The sequence below is a fragment of the Stenotrophomonas indicatrix genome, from assembly GCF_050573115.1.
Lineage (GTDB): Bacteria > Pseudomonadota > Gammaproteobacteria > Xanthomonadales > Xanthomonadaceae > Stenotrophomonas > Stenotrophomonas lactitubi_A.
The window spans coordinates 178,671-193,501 of sequence record NZ_JBNYZT010000002.1 but is presented as its reverse complement, the minus strand read 5'-3'; the positions used below and the strand labels follow the sequence as shown (position 1 = coordinate 193,501).

Here is a 14,831-nt window from a genome sequence, read left to right as displayed (position 1 = left end):
CGCCGTGAACCCGTCCTTGGGGGCTTAGCCGCGGCATCCATGCCGCGGACACCCCCGCGAACCCATCTCCCCCGGCCTTGGACAATTTCCGTGCGCGTCCAGCCACGTAAAGAGATAAAAAAGAGCAGAAGCGGGTCGCTGCGCTCGGTGGAGCGGTTGTATCAGCGCTGGGTGGCCAGGTGGTGGGCGACCAGGGCGTTTGCATGGCCATGGCCCAGTCCATGCTCGGATTTCAGGAAGCTGACCAGCTCCATGTGCTTCAGCCCAGGCCGTTTGGCCAGCAATCCCAGCCAATGCGCCACCGGCTGCCCGTAGGTCTTCTCGATGGACGGAAAGTAGGACGCCGGGCCCTTGGGTTTGCTGTCGGTGCTCATGTGCTGCTCCCTGTTGTTTGGAAAGTACCCATTCGACGAACCACGGAACCACAAATCGACATCGGCATTTACCGACCAGCGCCGGCACCACCGGGTACGCATCCACGCATGGCGTGGATCTACGTGTCGACCAAGGTCGACACCCACCAAGAGCAGACCATGCCATTCCGACAGCATGCCATTGCGACAGATCGCGGAGCCCTGTCGAAGGCGGGGTGGGTCCGGTTGCGGGGGTGTCCGCGGCATGGATGCCGCGGCCAAGCCTACAGGGACGTATTCACGGCGTCCCCCGCAACCGGACCCACCCTGCCAAACCCTGGAAACCGATGTTGCTGTTGCTTCGGCTTTTGCTCTTGCTTCGGCTGTTGCTGTTGAGGTTGCCGGCCAGCGGCCGGCACTACCGCGGGCGCCGGGCGCAGCCCGGCCGTATCATCCCTCTCATGCCGCGTGAAAACCTCAACGACCTGCAAGCCTTCGTCCACGTCGCCCGCGAAGGCAGCTTCACCAAAGCCGCCGCCCAGCTGGGCGTCTCCCAGTCCGCCCTCAGCCACGCCATGCGCGGGCTGGAAGAACGACTGGGCGTGCGCCTGCTGACCCGCACCACCCGCAGCGTCGCCACCACCGAGGCGGGTGCTCGCCTGCTGGAGACATTGGCCCCGCGCCTGGCCGAAATCGAAGACGAACTGGCAGCGCTGGCCGAATATCGCGAGCGGCCGGCAGGTACCATCCGCATCAATGCCACCGGCCACGCCGCCGAATACCTGGCCTGGCCAAGGCTGGCGCCGCTGCTGCAGCAGTACCCAGACCTGAAAGTCGAGCTGACCACCGATTACGGCCTAGCCGACATCGTCGCCGAGCGCTACGACATCGGCATCCGTCTCGGTGAGCGCCTGGCACGCGACATGGTGGCGCTGCCGATCAGCCCGCCGCTGCGCATGCGCGTGGTGGGCGCGCCGTCGTACTTCCGCCAGCACGTGGCGCCGGTGCATCCGCACGATCTGGCCGGGCACAACTGCATCACCCTGCGCCTGCCCACCCATGGCGGCCTGATGCCGTGGGATTTCGGCCAGGACGGCAACGAGCTGAGCATCCGCGTCTCTGGCCAGTGGACCTTCAACACCATGGGCATGACGCGGGCAGCAGCGCTGGCTGGCAGTGGCCTGGCCTGGCTGCCCGAGGACCAGGTGCAGGCGGCCCTGCAGGAGGGCCGGCTGCAATCAACACTGGATGACTGGTGCCCGCACTTCGACGGCTACTACGCGTATTACCCGTCGCGCCGGCATGTCACCGTGGCGATGCGCACCGTGCTCGATGCGCTGCGCGGGCCGATGGCGGGGTGAGGCGTGCGGACCAACGGTCCGCACCCACCACATGGCGAGAGCCCGCACCCACCACAGGACGAGAGTCCGCACCCACTGCGATCAGCCCTTGGCCTGTGCCGCACGCTGTGCGTTGTAGCGCTCGCCGACGATGGCGATCTCCTGCAGCGTGTGCGCGATACGCTCCAGCTCGGCCGGCGACAACTGCAGGTCGGCGGCGGCCAGGTTCTCTTCCAGGCGATGGATCTTGGTCGTACCCGGAATCGGCACGATCCACGGTGCCTGCGCCAGCAGCCAGGCCAGCGCGACCTGTGCCGGGGTGGCACCCCGCGCTGCCGCGATCGTGGTGATGCGGTCAACCAGCGCTTGATTGGCGCGACGTGCTTCCACTTCGAAGCGGGGCACGGTGTTGCGGAAATCGTTGTCGGCGAAGGTGGTGTCGGCGTTGATCGCGCCAGTCAGGAAGCCGCGACCCAGCGGACTGAACGGAACGAAGCCGATGCCCAGTTCCTGCAGCGCCGGCAACAGTTCGCGCTCCGGCTCGCGCCACCACAGCGAGTACTCACTCTGCACTGCAGCCACCGGTTGCACGGCATGGGCGCGACGCACCGTGGCGGCACTGGCTTCGGACAAACCGAAGTGGCGCACCTTGCCCTCGGCGATCAGGTCACGCACGGTACCGGCCACATCCTCGATCGGCACGTTCGGATCCACGCGGTGCTGGTAGAACAGGTCGATATGGTCCGTGCGCAGACGCTTGAGGCTGGCTTCGGCCACCGCGCGGATGTTCTCCGGATGACTGTCCAGGCCGGTGTCGACCTGTGCGTCCTTGAAGCCGAACTTGGTGGCGATCACCAGCTTGTCGCGGTGCGGCGCCAGCGCTTTGCCGAGCAGATCTTCGTTGGTATACGGCCCATAGACTTCGGCGGTGTCGAAGAAGGTCACGCCGCGTTCGACCGCCGCATGCAGCAGGGCAATGCCCTGGCTCTGCTCGACGGCGGGACCGTAGCCGTGGCTCAGGCCCATGCAGCCCAGGCCCAGGGCGGAGACTTTCAGGCCGCTGCGGCCGAGTTCACGTGTCTGCATCGTCGTGCTCCAGTAGGGGAGCGATGACCATACGCCTGCAGGGGCGGCGGATTGAACGACCTGGATGGCAGTCGGTCATGACTGGATTTCATGAATGCATCTGGCTGAGACCTCAATGCCGCCGGGCCGACGCAGGAGGCCTAGGTCGCTTTGGCTGGCAGCTGGTATCGCACCGCTTGGCCTTCCAGCACGATCCACTTCTTCTGCTGCAGCGTGTGGATGAGCGCGGTGACGTCACTGTCCGGCAAGGTCTTCTGGAACATGGTATGAACGGCGCTTCCAAGTGACTTGAGTCTGGTTGGCCTGGCCTTTCCTTGCTTGAGAAGCTGCGCACACACATGCTGCAACCGCAACGCCTCGCTCAACTGCGCTGGCTTCGGCTTTGGCGGCGTCGGCGGCTTCTTTGGCGGCGGTGGCACCGCAGCTGGGCGCTTCGTCGCGGCACGAAACATCGGCAACTCCGCCACCGACGTGCTTCGGCCGACCGTCAGGCCACGCGAGCGCAGGTGCGCGAGTAAGGGATCGAAACCGGTGTCCTTGGATACGATGTGGAAACACATGCCGGGATCGGTGGCAGCCATCTCACCGATGTAGAACGCGATATGGAAATCGAGTGCGTTGGAACCATGTCCATTGCAGCGCACGTACCTTCCCTGTGTACCGAGCGCATGCATCGCCTCGACCACATCCATGCTGATTTTGGCCTGCGATGCGCCAACAAACACCAGGACACTGAACCCCGGCGCGAGCAGCTCCTTCAATGAAGGAGGCTGCACGTTCTCATAGTCGATCAGGATGACATTGCGAGCCAGCGGCATATCCATATGCATCTCCTGTCATGGCATGGCGATCAACGGACCTCTGAAATCTCCACGCCATCCAGCCCCTGCGACAGGGTGCGGGCATCGCCGCCCTGGCTGAGCTTGATGCGCAGGCGCACTTCATTCTGCGAATCGGCGTAGCGCAGTGCATCCTCGTAGCTGATCTCACCGGCCTGGTACAGCTCGAACAGGCTCTGGTCGAAGGTCTTCATGCCCAGCTGGACCGATTCCTTCATCAGCTCCTTCAGCTTGTGGATCTCGCCGTCGCGGATGTAGTCCTGCACCAGCGGCGTGCCCAGCAGGATCTCCATCGCGACCTTGCGCGAGCGGCCATCCGGCGAAGGAATCAACTGCTGCGCGACCACGCCCTTGAGGTTCAGCGACAGATCCATCAGCAGCTGGTTGCGGCGATCTTCCGGGAAGAAGTTGACGATGCGGTCCATCGCCTGGTTGGCGTTGTTGGCGTGCAGCGTGCACAGCACCAGATGGCCGGTTTCAGCGAAGGCGATGGCGTGGTCCATGCCCTCGCGGGTACGCACCTCGCCGATCATGATCACGTCCGGTGCCTGGCGCAGGGTGTTCTTCAGCGCGGCTTCCCAGCTGTCGGTATCGATGCCGACTTCGCGCTGGGTGATGATGCAGCCCTCGTGCTTGTGCACGAATTCGATCGGGTCTTCGATGGTGATGATGTGCCCGGTCGAATTCTGGTTGCGGTAACCGATCATCGCTGCCAGCGACGTTGATTTACCGGTACCGGTAGCGCCGACGAACAGGATGATGCCGCGCTTGGTCATCGCCAGCGTCTTGATGATCGGCGGCAGGCTCAGCTCTTCCACGGTCGGGATGCGCGTCTCGATGCGACGCAGCACCATGCCGACCTGGTTGCGCTGGTAGAAGCAACTCACACGGAAGCGGCCGACACCGGACAGGCCGATGGCGAAGTTGCATTCGTGGGTCTTTTCGAACTCCTCGCGCTGCGCCGGCGTCATCACGTTCAGCACCAGGTCGCGGCTCTGCTGCGGCGTCAGCGGAGTCTGGGTGATCGGCGAGATCTTGCCGTTGACCTTGATCGCCGGCGGCATGCCAGCGGTGATGAACAGGTCCGAGGCGCGCTGGTGCGCCATCAGCTTGAGGAACGAGGTGAAATCGATGGTGGTCGCGGTGGTGTTCACGGCGGGCTCCCAATGGGGCATGTACCAGGAATCGGTCGGTGGAGGAAACAACGCGGGGCCGGCGGCGTAGTGGTACGCCCTGCCCCGCCATTGCCTCGCCTTACTCGAACAGACGCTTGTCCTTGGCGTATTCGCGGGCCTGGTTGCGGGTGATCAGGCTGCGCTTGACCAGGTCCTGCAGGTGCTGGTCCAGGGTCATCATGCCGTACTGCTGGCCGGTCTGGATGGCCGAGTACATCTGCGCCACCTTGTCTTCGCGGATCAGGTTGCGGATGGCCGGGGTGCCGACCATGATTTCCCACGCAGCGGTACGACCGCCACCGACCTTCTTCAGCAGCGCCTGCGAAATGACCGCGCGCAGCGATTCAGACAGCATCGAGCGCACCATCGGCTTTTCGCCGGCCGGGAACACGTCGATGATGCGGTCGATGGTCTTGGCCGCCGAACTGGTATGCAGGGTGCCGAACACCAGGTGGCCGGTTTCCGCGGCGGTCAGCGCCAGGCGGATGGTTTCCAGGTCACGCAGTTCGCCGACCAGGATGATGTCCGGATCCTCACGCAGCGCCGAGCGCAGTGCCTCGTTGAAGCCGTGCGTATCGCGATGCACTTCGCGCTGGTTGATCAGGCACTTCTGCGAGGTGTGCACGAATTCGATCGGATCCTCGACAGTGAGGATGTGGCCGTATTCGTTCTTGTTGATGTAGTCGATCATCGCCGCCAGCGTGGTCGACTTGCCCGAACCGGTCGGGCCGGTCACCAGAATCAGGCCCTGCGGCTGCTGGATCACCTCGCGGAACAGCGGCGGGCAGGCCAGGTCTTCCAGGGTCAGCACTTCGGACGGAATGGTGCGGAACACCGCACCGGCGCCACGGTTCTGGTTGAACGCATTGACACGGAAGCGCGCCAGCGACGGGATCTCGAAGGAGAAGTCGACTTCGAGGAATTCCTCGTAATCGCGGCGCTGCTTGTCGGACATGATGTCGTACACCAGCGCGTGGACCTGCTTGTGGTCCAGGGCTGGAATGTTGATCCGGCGAACGTCACCGTCCACGCGGATCATCGGCGGCAGGCCTGCGGACAGATGCAGGTCGGACGCTTTGTTCTTTACGGAAAACGCCAACAGCTCGGCGATATCCATGAGCGGCTACTCCCCAATAACGGCTTCGACTGGAAGGATCTTTCCCCGGGCGGCAGTATAGCCTCCTGATTGAACGGAACGCGTTACGTGGCCACTCCCCTGCCCCAGATCCTGAGCAACCTGCACAACGCCGCCGATGCCGCCGGGCGGCCACCGCCGCGCCTGCTGGCGGTGTCCAAGACCCAGCCAGCAGAGGCCGTCGCCGCCCTTGCCGCGCAGGGCCAGACCGCGTTCGGCGAGAACTACGTGCAGGAAGCACTGGCCAAGATGCAGGAGCTGCAGCCCCTGGACCTGGAATGGCACCTGATCGGCCACCTGCAGTCGAACAAGGCTGAGCCTGTGGCCACGCACTTCGACTGGGTGCAGAGCGTGGACCGGCCCAAGCTGGTCACCGCCCTGGCCCGCTATCGCCCTGCTGAACGTGGCCCGCTGAACGTGCTCATCCAGGTCAACATCGATGACGAATCGAGCAAGCACGGTTGTGTGCCGGAGGACGTGGAGGCGCTGGCCGCGGCCATCGTCGCCGAACCGAACCTGCGCTTGCGCGGCCTGATGGCGATTCCTGCGCCGTGGCCCGAAGCAGAGCGCCGGCGCGATGCGTTCGTGCGCATGCGCACACTTTTCGAGGCGCTGGCAGCCCGTCATCCCCAGGTGGATACCCTGTCGATGGGCATGAGCAGCGACTACGCTGAAGCCATTGCCGAAGGTGCCACCCTGGTGCGCATCGGCACCGCCCTGTTCGGCGCGCGTCCGCGCCCGGCCTGATTCCAAGGAGATTCCCATGGCAGCTGATTCCATCATTTTCATCGGCGGCGGCAACATGGCCCGCAGCCTGATCGCCGGCCTGATCCGGCAGGGCGTGCCGGCCACGCGCATCCACGTGGCCGAACCGGTGGCCGGACTGCGGGAAGCACTCGCTACCGATTTCGGCGTGCAGACCCATGACAACGCGGCCGACGCAGCTGCCCAGGGCGACACCTGGCTGCTGGCGGTGAAACCGCAGGTGCTGCGCGATGTCTGCCAGTCACTGCAGGTACTGGCGCAGGCGCAGACACCCTTGGTGATCTCGATCGCCGCCGGCATCACCAGCGCGCAGCTGCAGCGCTGGCTGGCGGGCTCGCTGCCGGTGGTGCGCGCGATGCCCAACACCCCGGCGCTGCTCGGTGCCGGGGTTACCGGTCTGTATGCAACGCCGTCGGTGGATGCGCAGCAGCGTGCGCAGGCCGAACGCGTGCTGGCCAGCGCGGGACGCACGGTGTGGATCGACGACGAAGCGCAGATGGATTCGGTCACCGCCGTATCCGGCAGTGGCCCGGCCTATGTGTTCCTGCTGGCCGAAGCGATGGAAGCGGCGGGGATCGCACAGGGCCTGCCTGCAGAGGCGGCGCGCACACTGGTGGTGCAGACGCTGCTGGGCGCCTCGCGCATGCTGGACGAAGCCGGTGAAAGCCCCGCCGAACTGCGTCGCCGGGTGACCTCGCCCAATGGCACCACACAGGCGGCGATCGAGAGCTTCCAGGTCGGCGGGTTTGAAGCGCTGGTGGGAAAGGCACTGCGTGCGGCGCAGGTGCGCGGGCAGGAATTGTCAGCGGCCAATGATTGAAACAGGTGTGCCGACCAACGGTCGGCACCCACCGCCATCCACGCATGGCGTGGATCTACTGACACCTGTCGCCGCTGGAATGCATGGTGCTCTTCAGTAGATCCACGCCATGCGTGGATGCTCATTGCCCCAATGTGGCCATGACGAAATCGACGAAACACTGCAGCCGCGGTCGAGGGCGACGATCGGGCAGGTAGATCAGGTGCATCGGCCGTGGCTCGGGCAGATGGTCGCGCAATAGTGGTTTCAATCGTCCTGCCGCGATTTCACCAGCAAGCAGCGCGGTCGGCTGCAGCACCAGGCCCGCACCCGCCACGGCTGCTTCGCGCAGCGCGTAACCGTCATTGCTGGTCAGCCGCGCCTCCCAGTCGACCTGTTCGCCATTGGCCAACTGCCAACCGTGCCCCCCGCGCCAGGCCAGGTGGCTGAGGCAATCATGTCCTTCAAGATCGGCCGGCGTGCGCGGCGTGCCACGGCGGCGCAGGTACGACGGTGATGCGCACAGACTCATTGCATACGGTGGCAGCGGACGCGCCACCAGTTCCTGCGATGGCAACGGACCGACCCGTATCGCTGCATCGAAGCCATCCTCGATCAGATCGATGCGGCGATTGCTCAGGTCCAGTTCGAGGTTCAGCAGCGGCTGTGCCCGCAGCAGCTCGGCCAGCAATGGCGCCAGGACACAACTGCCCCACGTGGTCGGCGCACTGACCCGCAACAGGCCGCGTGGCTGCACCTGCAGCCCGGCCACGTCCGCCTCGGCCTGCTGCACTTGCTCCAGCACCTGCCGGCAACCGGCCAGATAAGCGTTGCCGGCCTCGGTCAGGCGTTGGCGCCGGGTGTTCCGCTGCAGCAGCGCGGTGCCCAGGTGCGCTTCCAGCTGCTGGATGTACTTGCCGACCATCACCGCCGAGACCTGCAGCTGGCTGGCCGCAGCGGAAAAACTGCCGTGCTCGGCCACGGCGACAAACGCCTGCATGCAGCGCAAGGTGTCCATTGCGAACCCAAGGTTAGGAATATGCGAATCATACGCACATTACCAAACCAGCCCGCGACGGCGCAGACTGCCTCCATCCCCTATCGCAAGGAGCTGTCATGAAGATTCTTCTCGTCGGTGCCAGCGGCACCCTCGGCCAGGCCGTTGCCCGACATCTGGGCCAGCAGCACGACATCCTCGCTGCAGGCCGACGCAGCGGCAGCCTGCGCGTGGATCTCACCGACGACGCCAGTGTGCGTGAGCTGTTCGCGCAAACCGGCCCGGTCGATGCGGTGATCTCCACCACTGGCAAGCTGCATTTCGGCCCGCTGCAGCAGATGACACCCGAGCAGTTCAACGTCGGCCTGCAGGACAAGCTGCTCGGTCAGGTGCGTCTTGCGCTGGCGGCGCAGCACCACCTCAACGCGGGCGGCTCGATCACACTGACCAGTGGCATCGTCAGCGCGCAGCCAATCCGCGATGGTGCCAACGCCACCGCCGTCAACCACGCACTGGAAGGTTTCGTGCGTGCGGCGGCACTTGAGCTGCTGCCGCGCGGGCTGCGCATCAACGTGGTCAGCCCGAACGTGCTGGTGGAATCGATGGACGCTTACGGTCCGTACTTCCCCGGCTTTGAAGCAGTCACCGCACAACGCGCGGCGCTGGCCTTCCAGCGCGCGGTGGAAGGCATCCAGAGCGGCGAAACGATCACCGTCTGGTAACGAGCGTGCCGACCAAGGTCGGCACCCACCCGCACGGTCAGCCCCAGCGCATCGGGCCGTCGCCGCGTTCGCCGAGCACGTCCTCCGGGTTGGCCAGGCGGCAACGCTTCAGTGACAGGCAGCCGCAGCCGATGCAACCGGTCAGCTCGTCACGCAGCAGCTGCAGCATGTGGATGCGTTCTTCGAGCTCCACCTGCCAGCGCGCCGACAGCTTGGCCCAGTCGGCCTTGGTCGGCGCCCGCCCCTGCGGCAGGCTCTCGAACGCACGGGCCACCGCTTCCAGCGGCATGCCTACGCGTTGCGCCACGCGGATCACCGCCAGCCGCCGCAACACATCGCGGGCGTAGCGACGCTGGTTGCCCGACGTGCGCAGGCTGCTGATCAACCCCTTGCGCTCGTAGAAATGCAGCGCAGAGACCGCCACGCCACTGCGGCGGGCGACATCGCCAACGCTCATGTCCTGTGCCAGCATCGATTGACCTCAACTTTGGTTGAGGTGGCATGCTGCTACCATCGCCGCCAGATGACAAGCGCGGCCCGTCCGCCACCCGCAGGAACCCGATGCCCTCCCCCGCTGCCACGGCCGATCCGGTCGACTCCTCCATCCTGTCCGCGCGCTACCGCGCCACCACCGTGGGCATGGTCGCCCTGGTCTCTCTGCATGCCTTCGAGGCGCTGGCGGTAGCCGCCGCGATGCCCACCGTGGCCGAGGCACTGGACGGCCTGCGCCTGTATGCGCTGGCCTTCGGCGGCACGTTGGCCACCAGCGTGATCGGCATGACCCTGGCCGGCCGCTGGGCCGACCGCCACGGGCCGGCACGGCCGCTGTGGTGGGGCCTGGCCTGCTTCGTGCTGGGCTTGTTGCTGGCTGGCTTCGCGATGCGCATGGGCATGCTGGTGGCCGGCCGTCTGCTGCAGGGCCTGGGCGCCGGCGCCATCTCGGTCTCGCTGTATGTGATGGTCGGCCGCACCTATCCCGAGCACCTGCGGCCGAAGGTATTCGCAGCGTTCTCTGCCGGTTGGGTGGTGCCCTCGATGATCGGCCCGGCACTGAGCGGGGTGATCGTGCAGCATCTGGGCTGGCGCTGGGTGTTCCTGGCGGTACCGCTGCTGGCGATACCGGCCGGCCTGCTGCTGCGACCGGCGCTGGCGCGCATGCAGGCTCCAGCGACCGGTGTTGCCGATGATGGCCGCGGCAGCATCGTGCACTGGGCGACCGGCGCGTCCCTTGCTGCCCTGCTGCTGTACCTGGGTGGGCAGCAACAGGGCGTGCCGGCGCTGGTGTGCATCGGTGTGGCAATGCTGGCGCTGTTGTTCTGCGTGCATCGCCTGTTGCCGGCCGGCACCCTGCGCCTGCGCCGCGGCCTGCCCAGCGTGATCGCATTGCGTGGCGTGGCCGCTGCCGCATTCTTCGCCTGCGAGGCCTACCTGCCCCTGCTGCTGCAGCGCGAGCGCGGGTTGTCGCCCAGCTGGGCCGGTGCCGTACTGAGCCTGGGGGCACTGGGCTGGTTCACCGGCTCGTGGCTTCAGGGTCACCAGCAGCGCGGCTGGTCGCGCCAGCAACTGCTGCGTGTGGGCACGCCGCTGATGACCGTGGGCATCGCCGCCACGCTGGCGGTGCTGTTCACTGCGGTACCGCTGCCGGTCGCGCTGGTCGGCTGGACGCTGACCGGTTTCGGCATGGGCATGATCTACGCCAGCCTGTCGGTGCTGACGTTGTCACTGTCACCGCCGCACGAGCAGGGCGCGAACACCTCGGCCCTGCAGTTGAGCGAAGCGCTGTCGGTGACCACCGCACTGGCGGTATCCGGCGCGCTGTTCGCCTTATTCGTGGAAAGCGCCCCGCATACCGGTTACGTCCTGTGCCTGGCCATCACGCTGGGCCTGGCCGCGTTCGCCACCGTGATCGCCAGGCGGGTGTAGACGCGCTGCGGGTTCCGCCGGGGCGCGCCCGGCGGACGCCGCGATCAGGGGCGCGCCACCGTGCCCACTTCATCGATGTCCTGGTGCAGGATGCGGCGCACTTCCAGCACCGCCTGCGGGGTTTCCTGCACGCTGTGGCCGGAGATGATCACCTTCTCCGACAGCGCGCCCGGCAGGTGCGAACTCCAGTACGGCACCAGCCCATCGTCGGACTTCTCCACCGGCAGTTCCGGTTTGCGCTGGGCGATGATCGAGTGGTACTTCAGGCCCGGCGTGATCGGCAGCTGTGCAGCGGCTTTCACGAACGGGTCGCTGGCTTTGAGGTTGTCGATGCTGTTGGGGATCTTCGGCTTGGCCGTGCCATCCACCTGCTGCTCGGCCTGCGCCAGCGCCAGGAATACATCCTCAAACTTGCCGAGGATGGTCAGCGGCAGACGAACGAGGCGGCCGATCAGGCGGCCGACCTTGTTGCCGGCGATGTCCGTGCCCTGGTGCGGGGCGGCGATGAAGATCGCACGCTCCACGTTCGGTTCGGCCTTGAAGTGCAGCAGCGGACCGAGCTTGGACTGCACCCGCTTCAGGCGTTCGCCCTTCAGGTCATAGTTGGCCAGCAGATCGTTCCAAAGCACGTCGCCGGAGTCGCTGACCAGCAGCCGCGCCAGCACGCCGCCCATGCTGTGGCCGATGTAGACCATGTCCTTGGAGGCACGGGTGCTGCCGTTCGGGTCGAAATGCTTCAGCGTGTCGTTGAACGCGTTGGCGATCTCATAGCGGTTGAGCGCGATCGGCGCATTGGTCGGGTAGTACACCTGCCACACCTGGAACTGCTGGCGCAGTTCGGGGTCACCCATGATCTCGTTGGCCAGGTTCACCCACGCTTCCGGGCTGCTGCCCAGGCCATGCAGCATGAAGATGATGCGGCGGTTCGGATCCCACGGCTGCATCAGGTAGATGTGCGGCTCGCCGATGCCCTCGCTCATGCCAAAAAGGGTACGCAGCGACTGCGTGGCGAACCCGCTCTGCGCCAGCCACAGGCCGTAGGCGGCAGTGAAGTTGCCCGCCAGCGGCACCTCTTCGCCATGCAGGGCGATGCGCTCGGTCGCCTCCGGCGAATAGCCATCCAGCAGCACCTGGCGGGTGCGCATCACGTCCTCCAGCGTGTTGCCTTCAAAACGCAGCAATGCGGTGACGTTGATCGAGGACATCTCGCTGTACTCGGGCACCGAATCGTCGTGCTGGTGGCGGCGTCCGCGACGGACGCCCTCCTCCTGCTCGTCCTTGGTGGCCTGCGCCTGTGCCGTTTCGGCCTTCGGCCCTTCCGCGGCGACCACCGGCACCACCAGCTTCGGCGGGTCCATCACCATCACCAGCTCGGCGCCGAAACCATCGCGGCGATAGGTGCTGCGCATGCCCACGAAGCTGACGGTGCCTGCCGGCACCAGCTGCTTGGGGATGCTCTTCAGCGACAGCCGCTGGAAATCGGACGCCAGCGTCCAGCTGCCTGCCGACACCGGCTTGGTGTAGTCCTCGCCGGCCAGGGCGGCGGCGCGCGCGCGCGCGAACAACACTACGGCGGCCTTCTCGGCAGCGTAGTTGTAGTAATCGCGCACCTGCGTCTGCCGGTCCTCGAACGCACGATCGGAGGGCGAGCGTCCGCTGTAGAACAGATAGGCGTAGCCATAGCGCGCCGCCTCCAGCCACGCATCCAGCGCTGCATCGCTCATCGGTGGCTCGTTGGCCGCCTGCTTCTTCGGCGTCAGTGCCAGAGCGGCCTTCACCCACAGCTCGGACAGCGTCGACAAGCGCTGCTCGACGTTGAGATCATCGGTCATCAACAGCGTGCTGCGGCAGACCAGGAATTCCTTCTCGCACTGCGATTCGTCCAGCCCGGCCGCACTCAGCGTCTCGCGCGAGGCGGGGCTGAGCTTGCCGGTGTTGAGCACGTCGGCCCGCTTGTTGACCAGGTAATCGCTGGAAGCCACCTGCTTGACGGTGACCATCGCGCAGCCGCTGCCACCCAGCAGCAGGAAGGCCGCCAACAGCGCCGGCAGCACGCGCTGCCAGCGGAACAGGATCATCGGGGTCATTGCTGCGGGTCCTGCTCGGTGCCGGGGATGCCCTGGCGGATCACGGTGGAGAAATCATCGTCGGGGGCCATCTTCAGCGCGCGCTCGGTGATGCGGCCCTTGGCATGCAGTTCGGCGTACGGCACGCCAGGCGTGAGCGCGCCCACCTCCTGCGCGTACTCGGCCAGGTAACCCGAGGCCAGCAGCCGATAATCCAGCGGCAGGCGCGGGGCAATATGCCGCGCCAGATCGAAGACGATCGTGGTGCAGTTGCTGGTCAGCGTGTTGTAGAAGCCGGGCGTGGCATCAAGTTGCCGCGCCTGGTCGATGTAGGCAGCGAACAGGGTCTTCAGCTGGTTGCGGTCCATGCCGTGCAGGCGGTACAGGTAGACATCCTCGCCGCGCGCGTTGGTACGGGTGCGGATGATGTCGGTTTCTTCGGAGGCGACCAGCGTCATCTCGAACTTGCGGAAGAAGCCGCCCAGCGCCGAGAACGATTCACCGCGCTCCTTGCGGATTTCCAGCGAGAAGACCAGGTGGCGCCCGTCCTCGAATCCAAACGAGACCAGGGTGTGGGCGATTGCCGGGCCCATCCAGTACGACAGCACCAGGTCGGCCGAACGCAGCTGGTCGAGGTCGTAGCTGCGGCGCACCCAGCGCGCGTCGTAGTCGGTCTCGGTGCGCCAGGTGAAATCGCGCACGTTGTCCAGCACCACGTGGCGACCATCGAAGGATTCCACGTGCAGGCGCTGCGCCACGTCATCGGCCCAGTCGCGGTCCTGGCGCGGGGTCAGCAGTAGCCACCACAGCCCCGCAAGCGCCAGAGCGCCGGCGAAGGCCGCCCACAGCCTGCGCGTGCCACGGCCGCGCGCCACCTGCCAGGCCGCCCAGGCGGCGGCCAGCAACCACAGCAACGCCACAGCGCCGCCCAGCCAGCCCGGCCCGGGCATCTGGTAGGTCAACAGACCGGCCACCCACAGCGCCAGCAGCACCATCACACATCCTGTCATCCATCGTCCTGCGGCTTTCACTGGCGTCCTGTCGAGGTCCCGGGGCGGCATAGTTAGCCACAAGCCGCCTCACGGCGACATCTACAACCGGTTCAGGCTGGCGCGACCGGGGCATACTGGCACCCACCAAGGGCGCGCAGGGAGCAGAGATGGGCATCACCACCGTGGCCGGCGTAGCCGTGCAGGCGCAGCACCGGGCCAGCTGTCATTGCGGCACGGTCGAGCTGCTGCTGGACCTGCCCGAGGGCATCGTCGACCCGCGCCGCTGCGATTGTTCGATGTGCCGGCGCCGCGGGGCCATCGCCGCCAGCGTGGCACGGGACGGGCTGCAGATCGTGCGCGGCCAGGCTCATCTGCGCCTGTACCAGTTCAACACCCACGTGGCCGAGCACTATTTCTGCGGGATCTGTGGCATCTACACACACCACCGCCGCCGCTCCAACCCGGACCAGTACGGCTACAACGTGGCCTGCCTGGAAGGCATCGATCCGTTCGCGCTGGGAACGATTCCGGTCAATGACGGGGTGAACCACCCCGCCGACCGTACCGGTTAGTGCCGGCTGCGCCGGGGCGGCGGCGCGATCTTCTGCCACGGGGCCATGCTGGCCCGGCCGACGCGCA

General features: G+C 66.2%; 15 protein-coding genes. 6 read left to right on the top strand and 9 right to left on the bottom strand.

What is annotated here, in order from left to right; genetic code table 11:
* Positions 1–161: 161 nt before the first annotated feature.
* Positions 162–374 carry a DUF4287 domain-containing protein gene (locus ACQ5SA_RS06810; protein ID WP_033830520.1) on the bottom strand — a complete coding sequence of 71 codons (213 nt, stop codon included), beginning with the start codon at positions 372–374 and terminating at the stop codon, positions 162–164.
* Positions 375–814: 440 nt separating this feature from the next.
* On the opposite strand from ACQ5SA_RS06810, the gene ACQ5SA_RS06805 reads away from it, so the two are divergent.
* The gene (locus ACQ5SA_RS06805) at positions 815–1,714 is read left to right on the top strand and encodes a LysR family transcriptional regulator (RefSeq protein ID WP_312786824.1); all 900 of its coding nucleotides are present in this window, start codon (positions 815–817) and stop codon (positions 1,712–1,714) included.
* Positions 1,715–1,795: 81 nt separating this feature from the next.
* On the opposite strand, the gene ACQ5SA_RS06800 is transcribed toward ACQ5SA_RS06805, so the two are convergent.
* The 4 genes from ACQ5SA_RS06800 to ACQ5SA_RS06785 all read right to left on the bottom strand — a co-directional run bounded on the left by ACQ5SA_RS06800 (position 1,796) and on the right by ACQ5SA_RS06785 (position 5,910).
* A complete protein-coding gene (locus ACQ5SA_RS06800) occupies positions 1,796–2,779 on the bottom strand; it encodes an aldo/keto reductase (RefSeq protein WP_499313605.1) in 984 nt (327 codons plus the stop codon).
* Positions 2,780–2,919: 140 nt separating this feature from the next.
* Positions 2,920–3,603 carry a PIN domain-containing protein gene (locus ACQ5SA_RS06795; RefSeq protein ID WP_312786825.1) on the bottom strand — a complete coding sequence of 228 codons (684 nt, stop codon included), beginning with the start codon at positions 3,601–3,603 and terminating at the stop codon, positions 2,920–2,922.
* A gap of 26 nt (positions 3,604–3,629) precedes the next feature.
* The gene (locus tag ACQ5SA_RS06790; RefSeq protein WP_049467229.1) at positions 3,630–4,793 is read right to left on the bottom strand and encodes a PilT/PilU family type 4a pilus ATPase; all 1,164 of its coding nucleotides are present in this window, start codon (positions 4,791–4,793) and stop codon (positions 3,630–3,632) included.
* Positions 4,794–4,872: 79 nt separating this feature from the next.
* On the bottom strand, positions 4,873–5,910 hold the full coding sequence (locus tag ACQ5SA_RS06785) for a type IV pilus twitching motility protein PilT (protein ID WP_004147099.1): 1,038 nt from the start codon (positions 5,908–5,910) through the stop codon (positions 4,873–4,875).
* A gap of 87 nt (positions 5,911–5,997) precedes the next feature.
* Here ACQ5SA_RS06785 and ACQ5SA_RS06780 point away from each other — a divergent pair, with 87 nt between their 5' ends.
* Both ACQ5SA_RS06780 and proC read left to right on the top strand, forming a co-directional pair.
* Positions 5,998–6,675 carry a YggS family pyridoxal phosphate-dependent enzyme gene (locus ACQ5SA_RS06780; protein WP_230109669.1) on the top strand — a complete coding sequence of 226 codons (678 nt, stop codon included), beginning with the start codon at positions 5,998–6,000 and terminating at the stop codon, positions 6,673–6,675.
* Positions 6,676–6,691: 16 nt separating this feature from the next.
* The gene (proC, locus tag ACQ5SA_RS06775) at positions 6,692–7,513 is read left to right on the top strand and encodes a pyrroline-5-carboxylate reductase (protein ID WP_499313602.1); all 822 of its coding nucleotides are present in this window, start codon (positions 6,692–6,694) and stop codon (positions 7,511–7,513) included.
* 121 nt (positions 7,514–7,634) lie between these two features.
* On the opposite strand, the gene ACQ5SA_RS06770 is transcribed toward proC, so the two are convergent.
* Positions 7,635–8,510 (bottom strand): LysR family transcriptional regulator, encoded by an 876-nt coding sequence (locus ACQ5SA_RS06770; protein WP_499313599.1) that lies wholly within the window; start codon positions 8,508–8,510, stop codon positions 7,635–7,637.
* Between the two features lie 98 nt (positions 8,511–8,608).
* Between ACQ5SA_RS06770 and ACQ5SA_RS06765 the strand changes: the two genes are divergently transcribed.
* Positions 8,609–9,211 carry a short chain dehydrogenase gene (locus ACQ5SA_RS06765; RefSeq protein WP_499313597.1) on the top strand — a complete coding sequence of 201 codons (603 nt, stop codon included), beginning with the start codon at positions 8,609–8,611 and terminating at the stop codon, positions 9,209–9,211.
* A 37-nt stretch (positions 9,212–9,248) separates the two neighbouring features.
* On the opposite strand, the gene soxR is transcribed toward ACQ5SA_RS06765, so the two are convergent.
* On the bottom strand, positions 9,249–9,683 hold the full coding sequence (gene soxR / locus ACQ5SA_RS06760) for a redox-sensitive transcriptional activator SoxR (RefSeq protein ID WP_230109663.1): 435 nt from the start codon (positions 9,681–9,683) through the stop codon (positions 9,249–9,251).
* Positions 9,684–9,712: 29 nt separating this feature from the next.
* Between soxR and ACQ5SA_RS06755 the strand changes: the two genes are divergently transcribed.
* Complete coding sequence (locus ACQ5SA_RS06755; protein WP_353100570.1) at positions 9,713–11,134, top strand: MFS transporter; 1,422 nt, start codon at positions 9,713–9,715, stop codon at positions 11,132–11,134.
* A 44-nt stretch (positions 11,135–11,178) separates the two neighbouring features.
* Here ACQ5SA_RS06755 and ACQ5SA_RS06750 read toward each other — a convergent pair whose 3' ends face one another.
* Positions 11,179–13,188 (bottom strand): esterase/lipase family protein, encoded by a 2,010-nt coding sequence (locus ACQ5SA_RS06750; protein WP_499314004.1) that lies wholly within the window; start codon positions 13,186–13,188, stop codon positions 11,179–11,181.
* A gap of 29 nt (positions 13,189–13,217) precedes the next feature.
* Positions 13,218–14,195: an Lnb N-terminal periplasmic domain-containing protein gene (locus tag ACQ5SA_RS06745; protein ID WP_499314003.1), complete on the bottom strand. Its 978-nt coding sequence runs from the start codon at positions 14,193–14,195 to the stop codon at positions 13,218–13,220.
* Positions 14,196–14,359: 164 nt separating this feature from the next.
* Here ACQ5SA_RS06745 and ACQ5SA_RS06740 point away from each other — a divergent pair, with 164 nt between their 5' ends.
* The gene (locus ACQ5SA_RS06740; protein WP_108266726.1) at positions 14,360–14,764 is read left to right on the top strand and encodes a GFA family protein; all 405 of its coding nucleotides are present in this window, start codon (positions 14,360–14,362) and stop codon (positions 14,762–14,764) included.
* Positions 14,765–14,831: the final 67 nt, after the last annotated feature.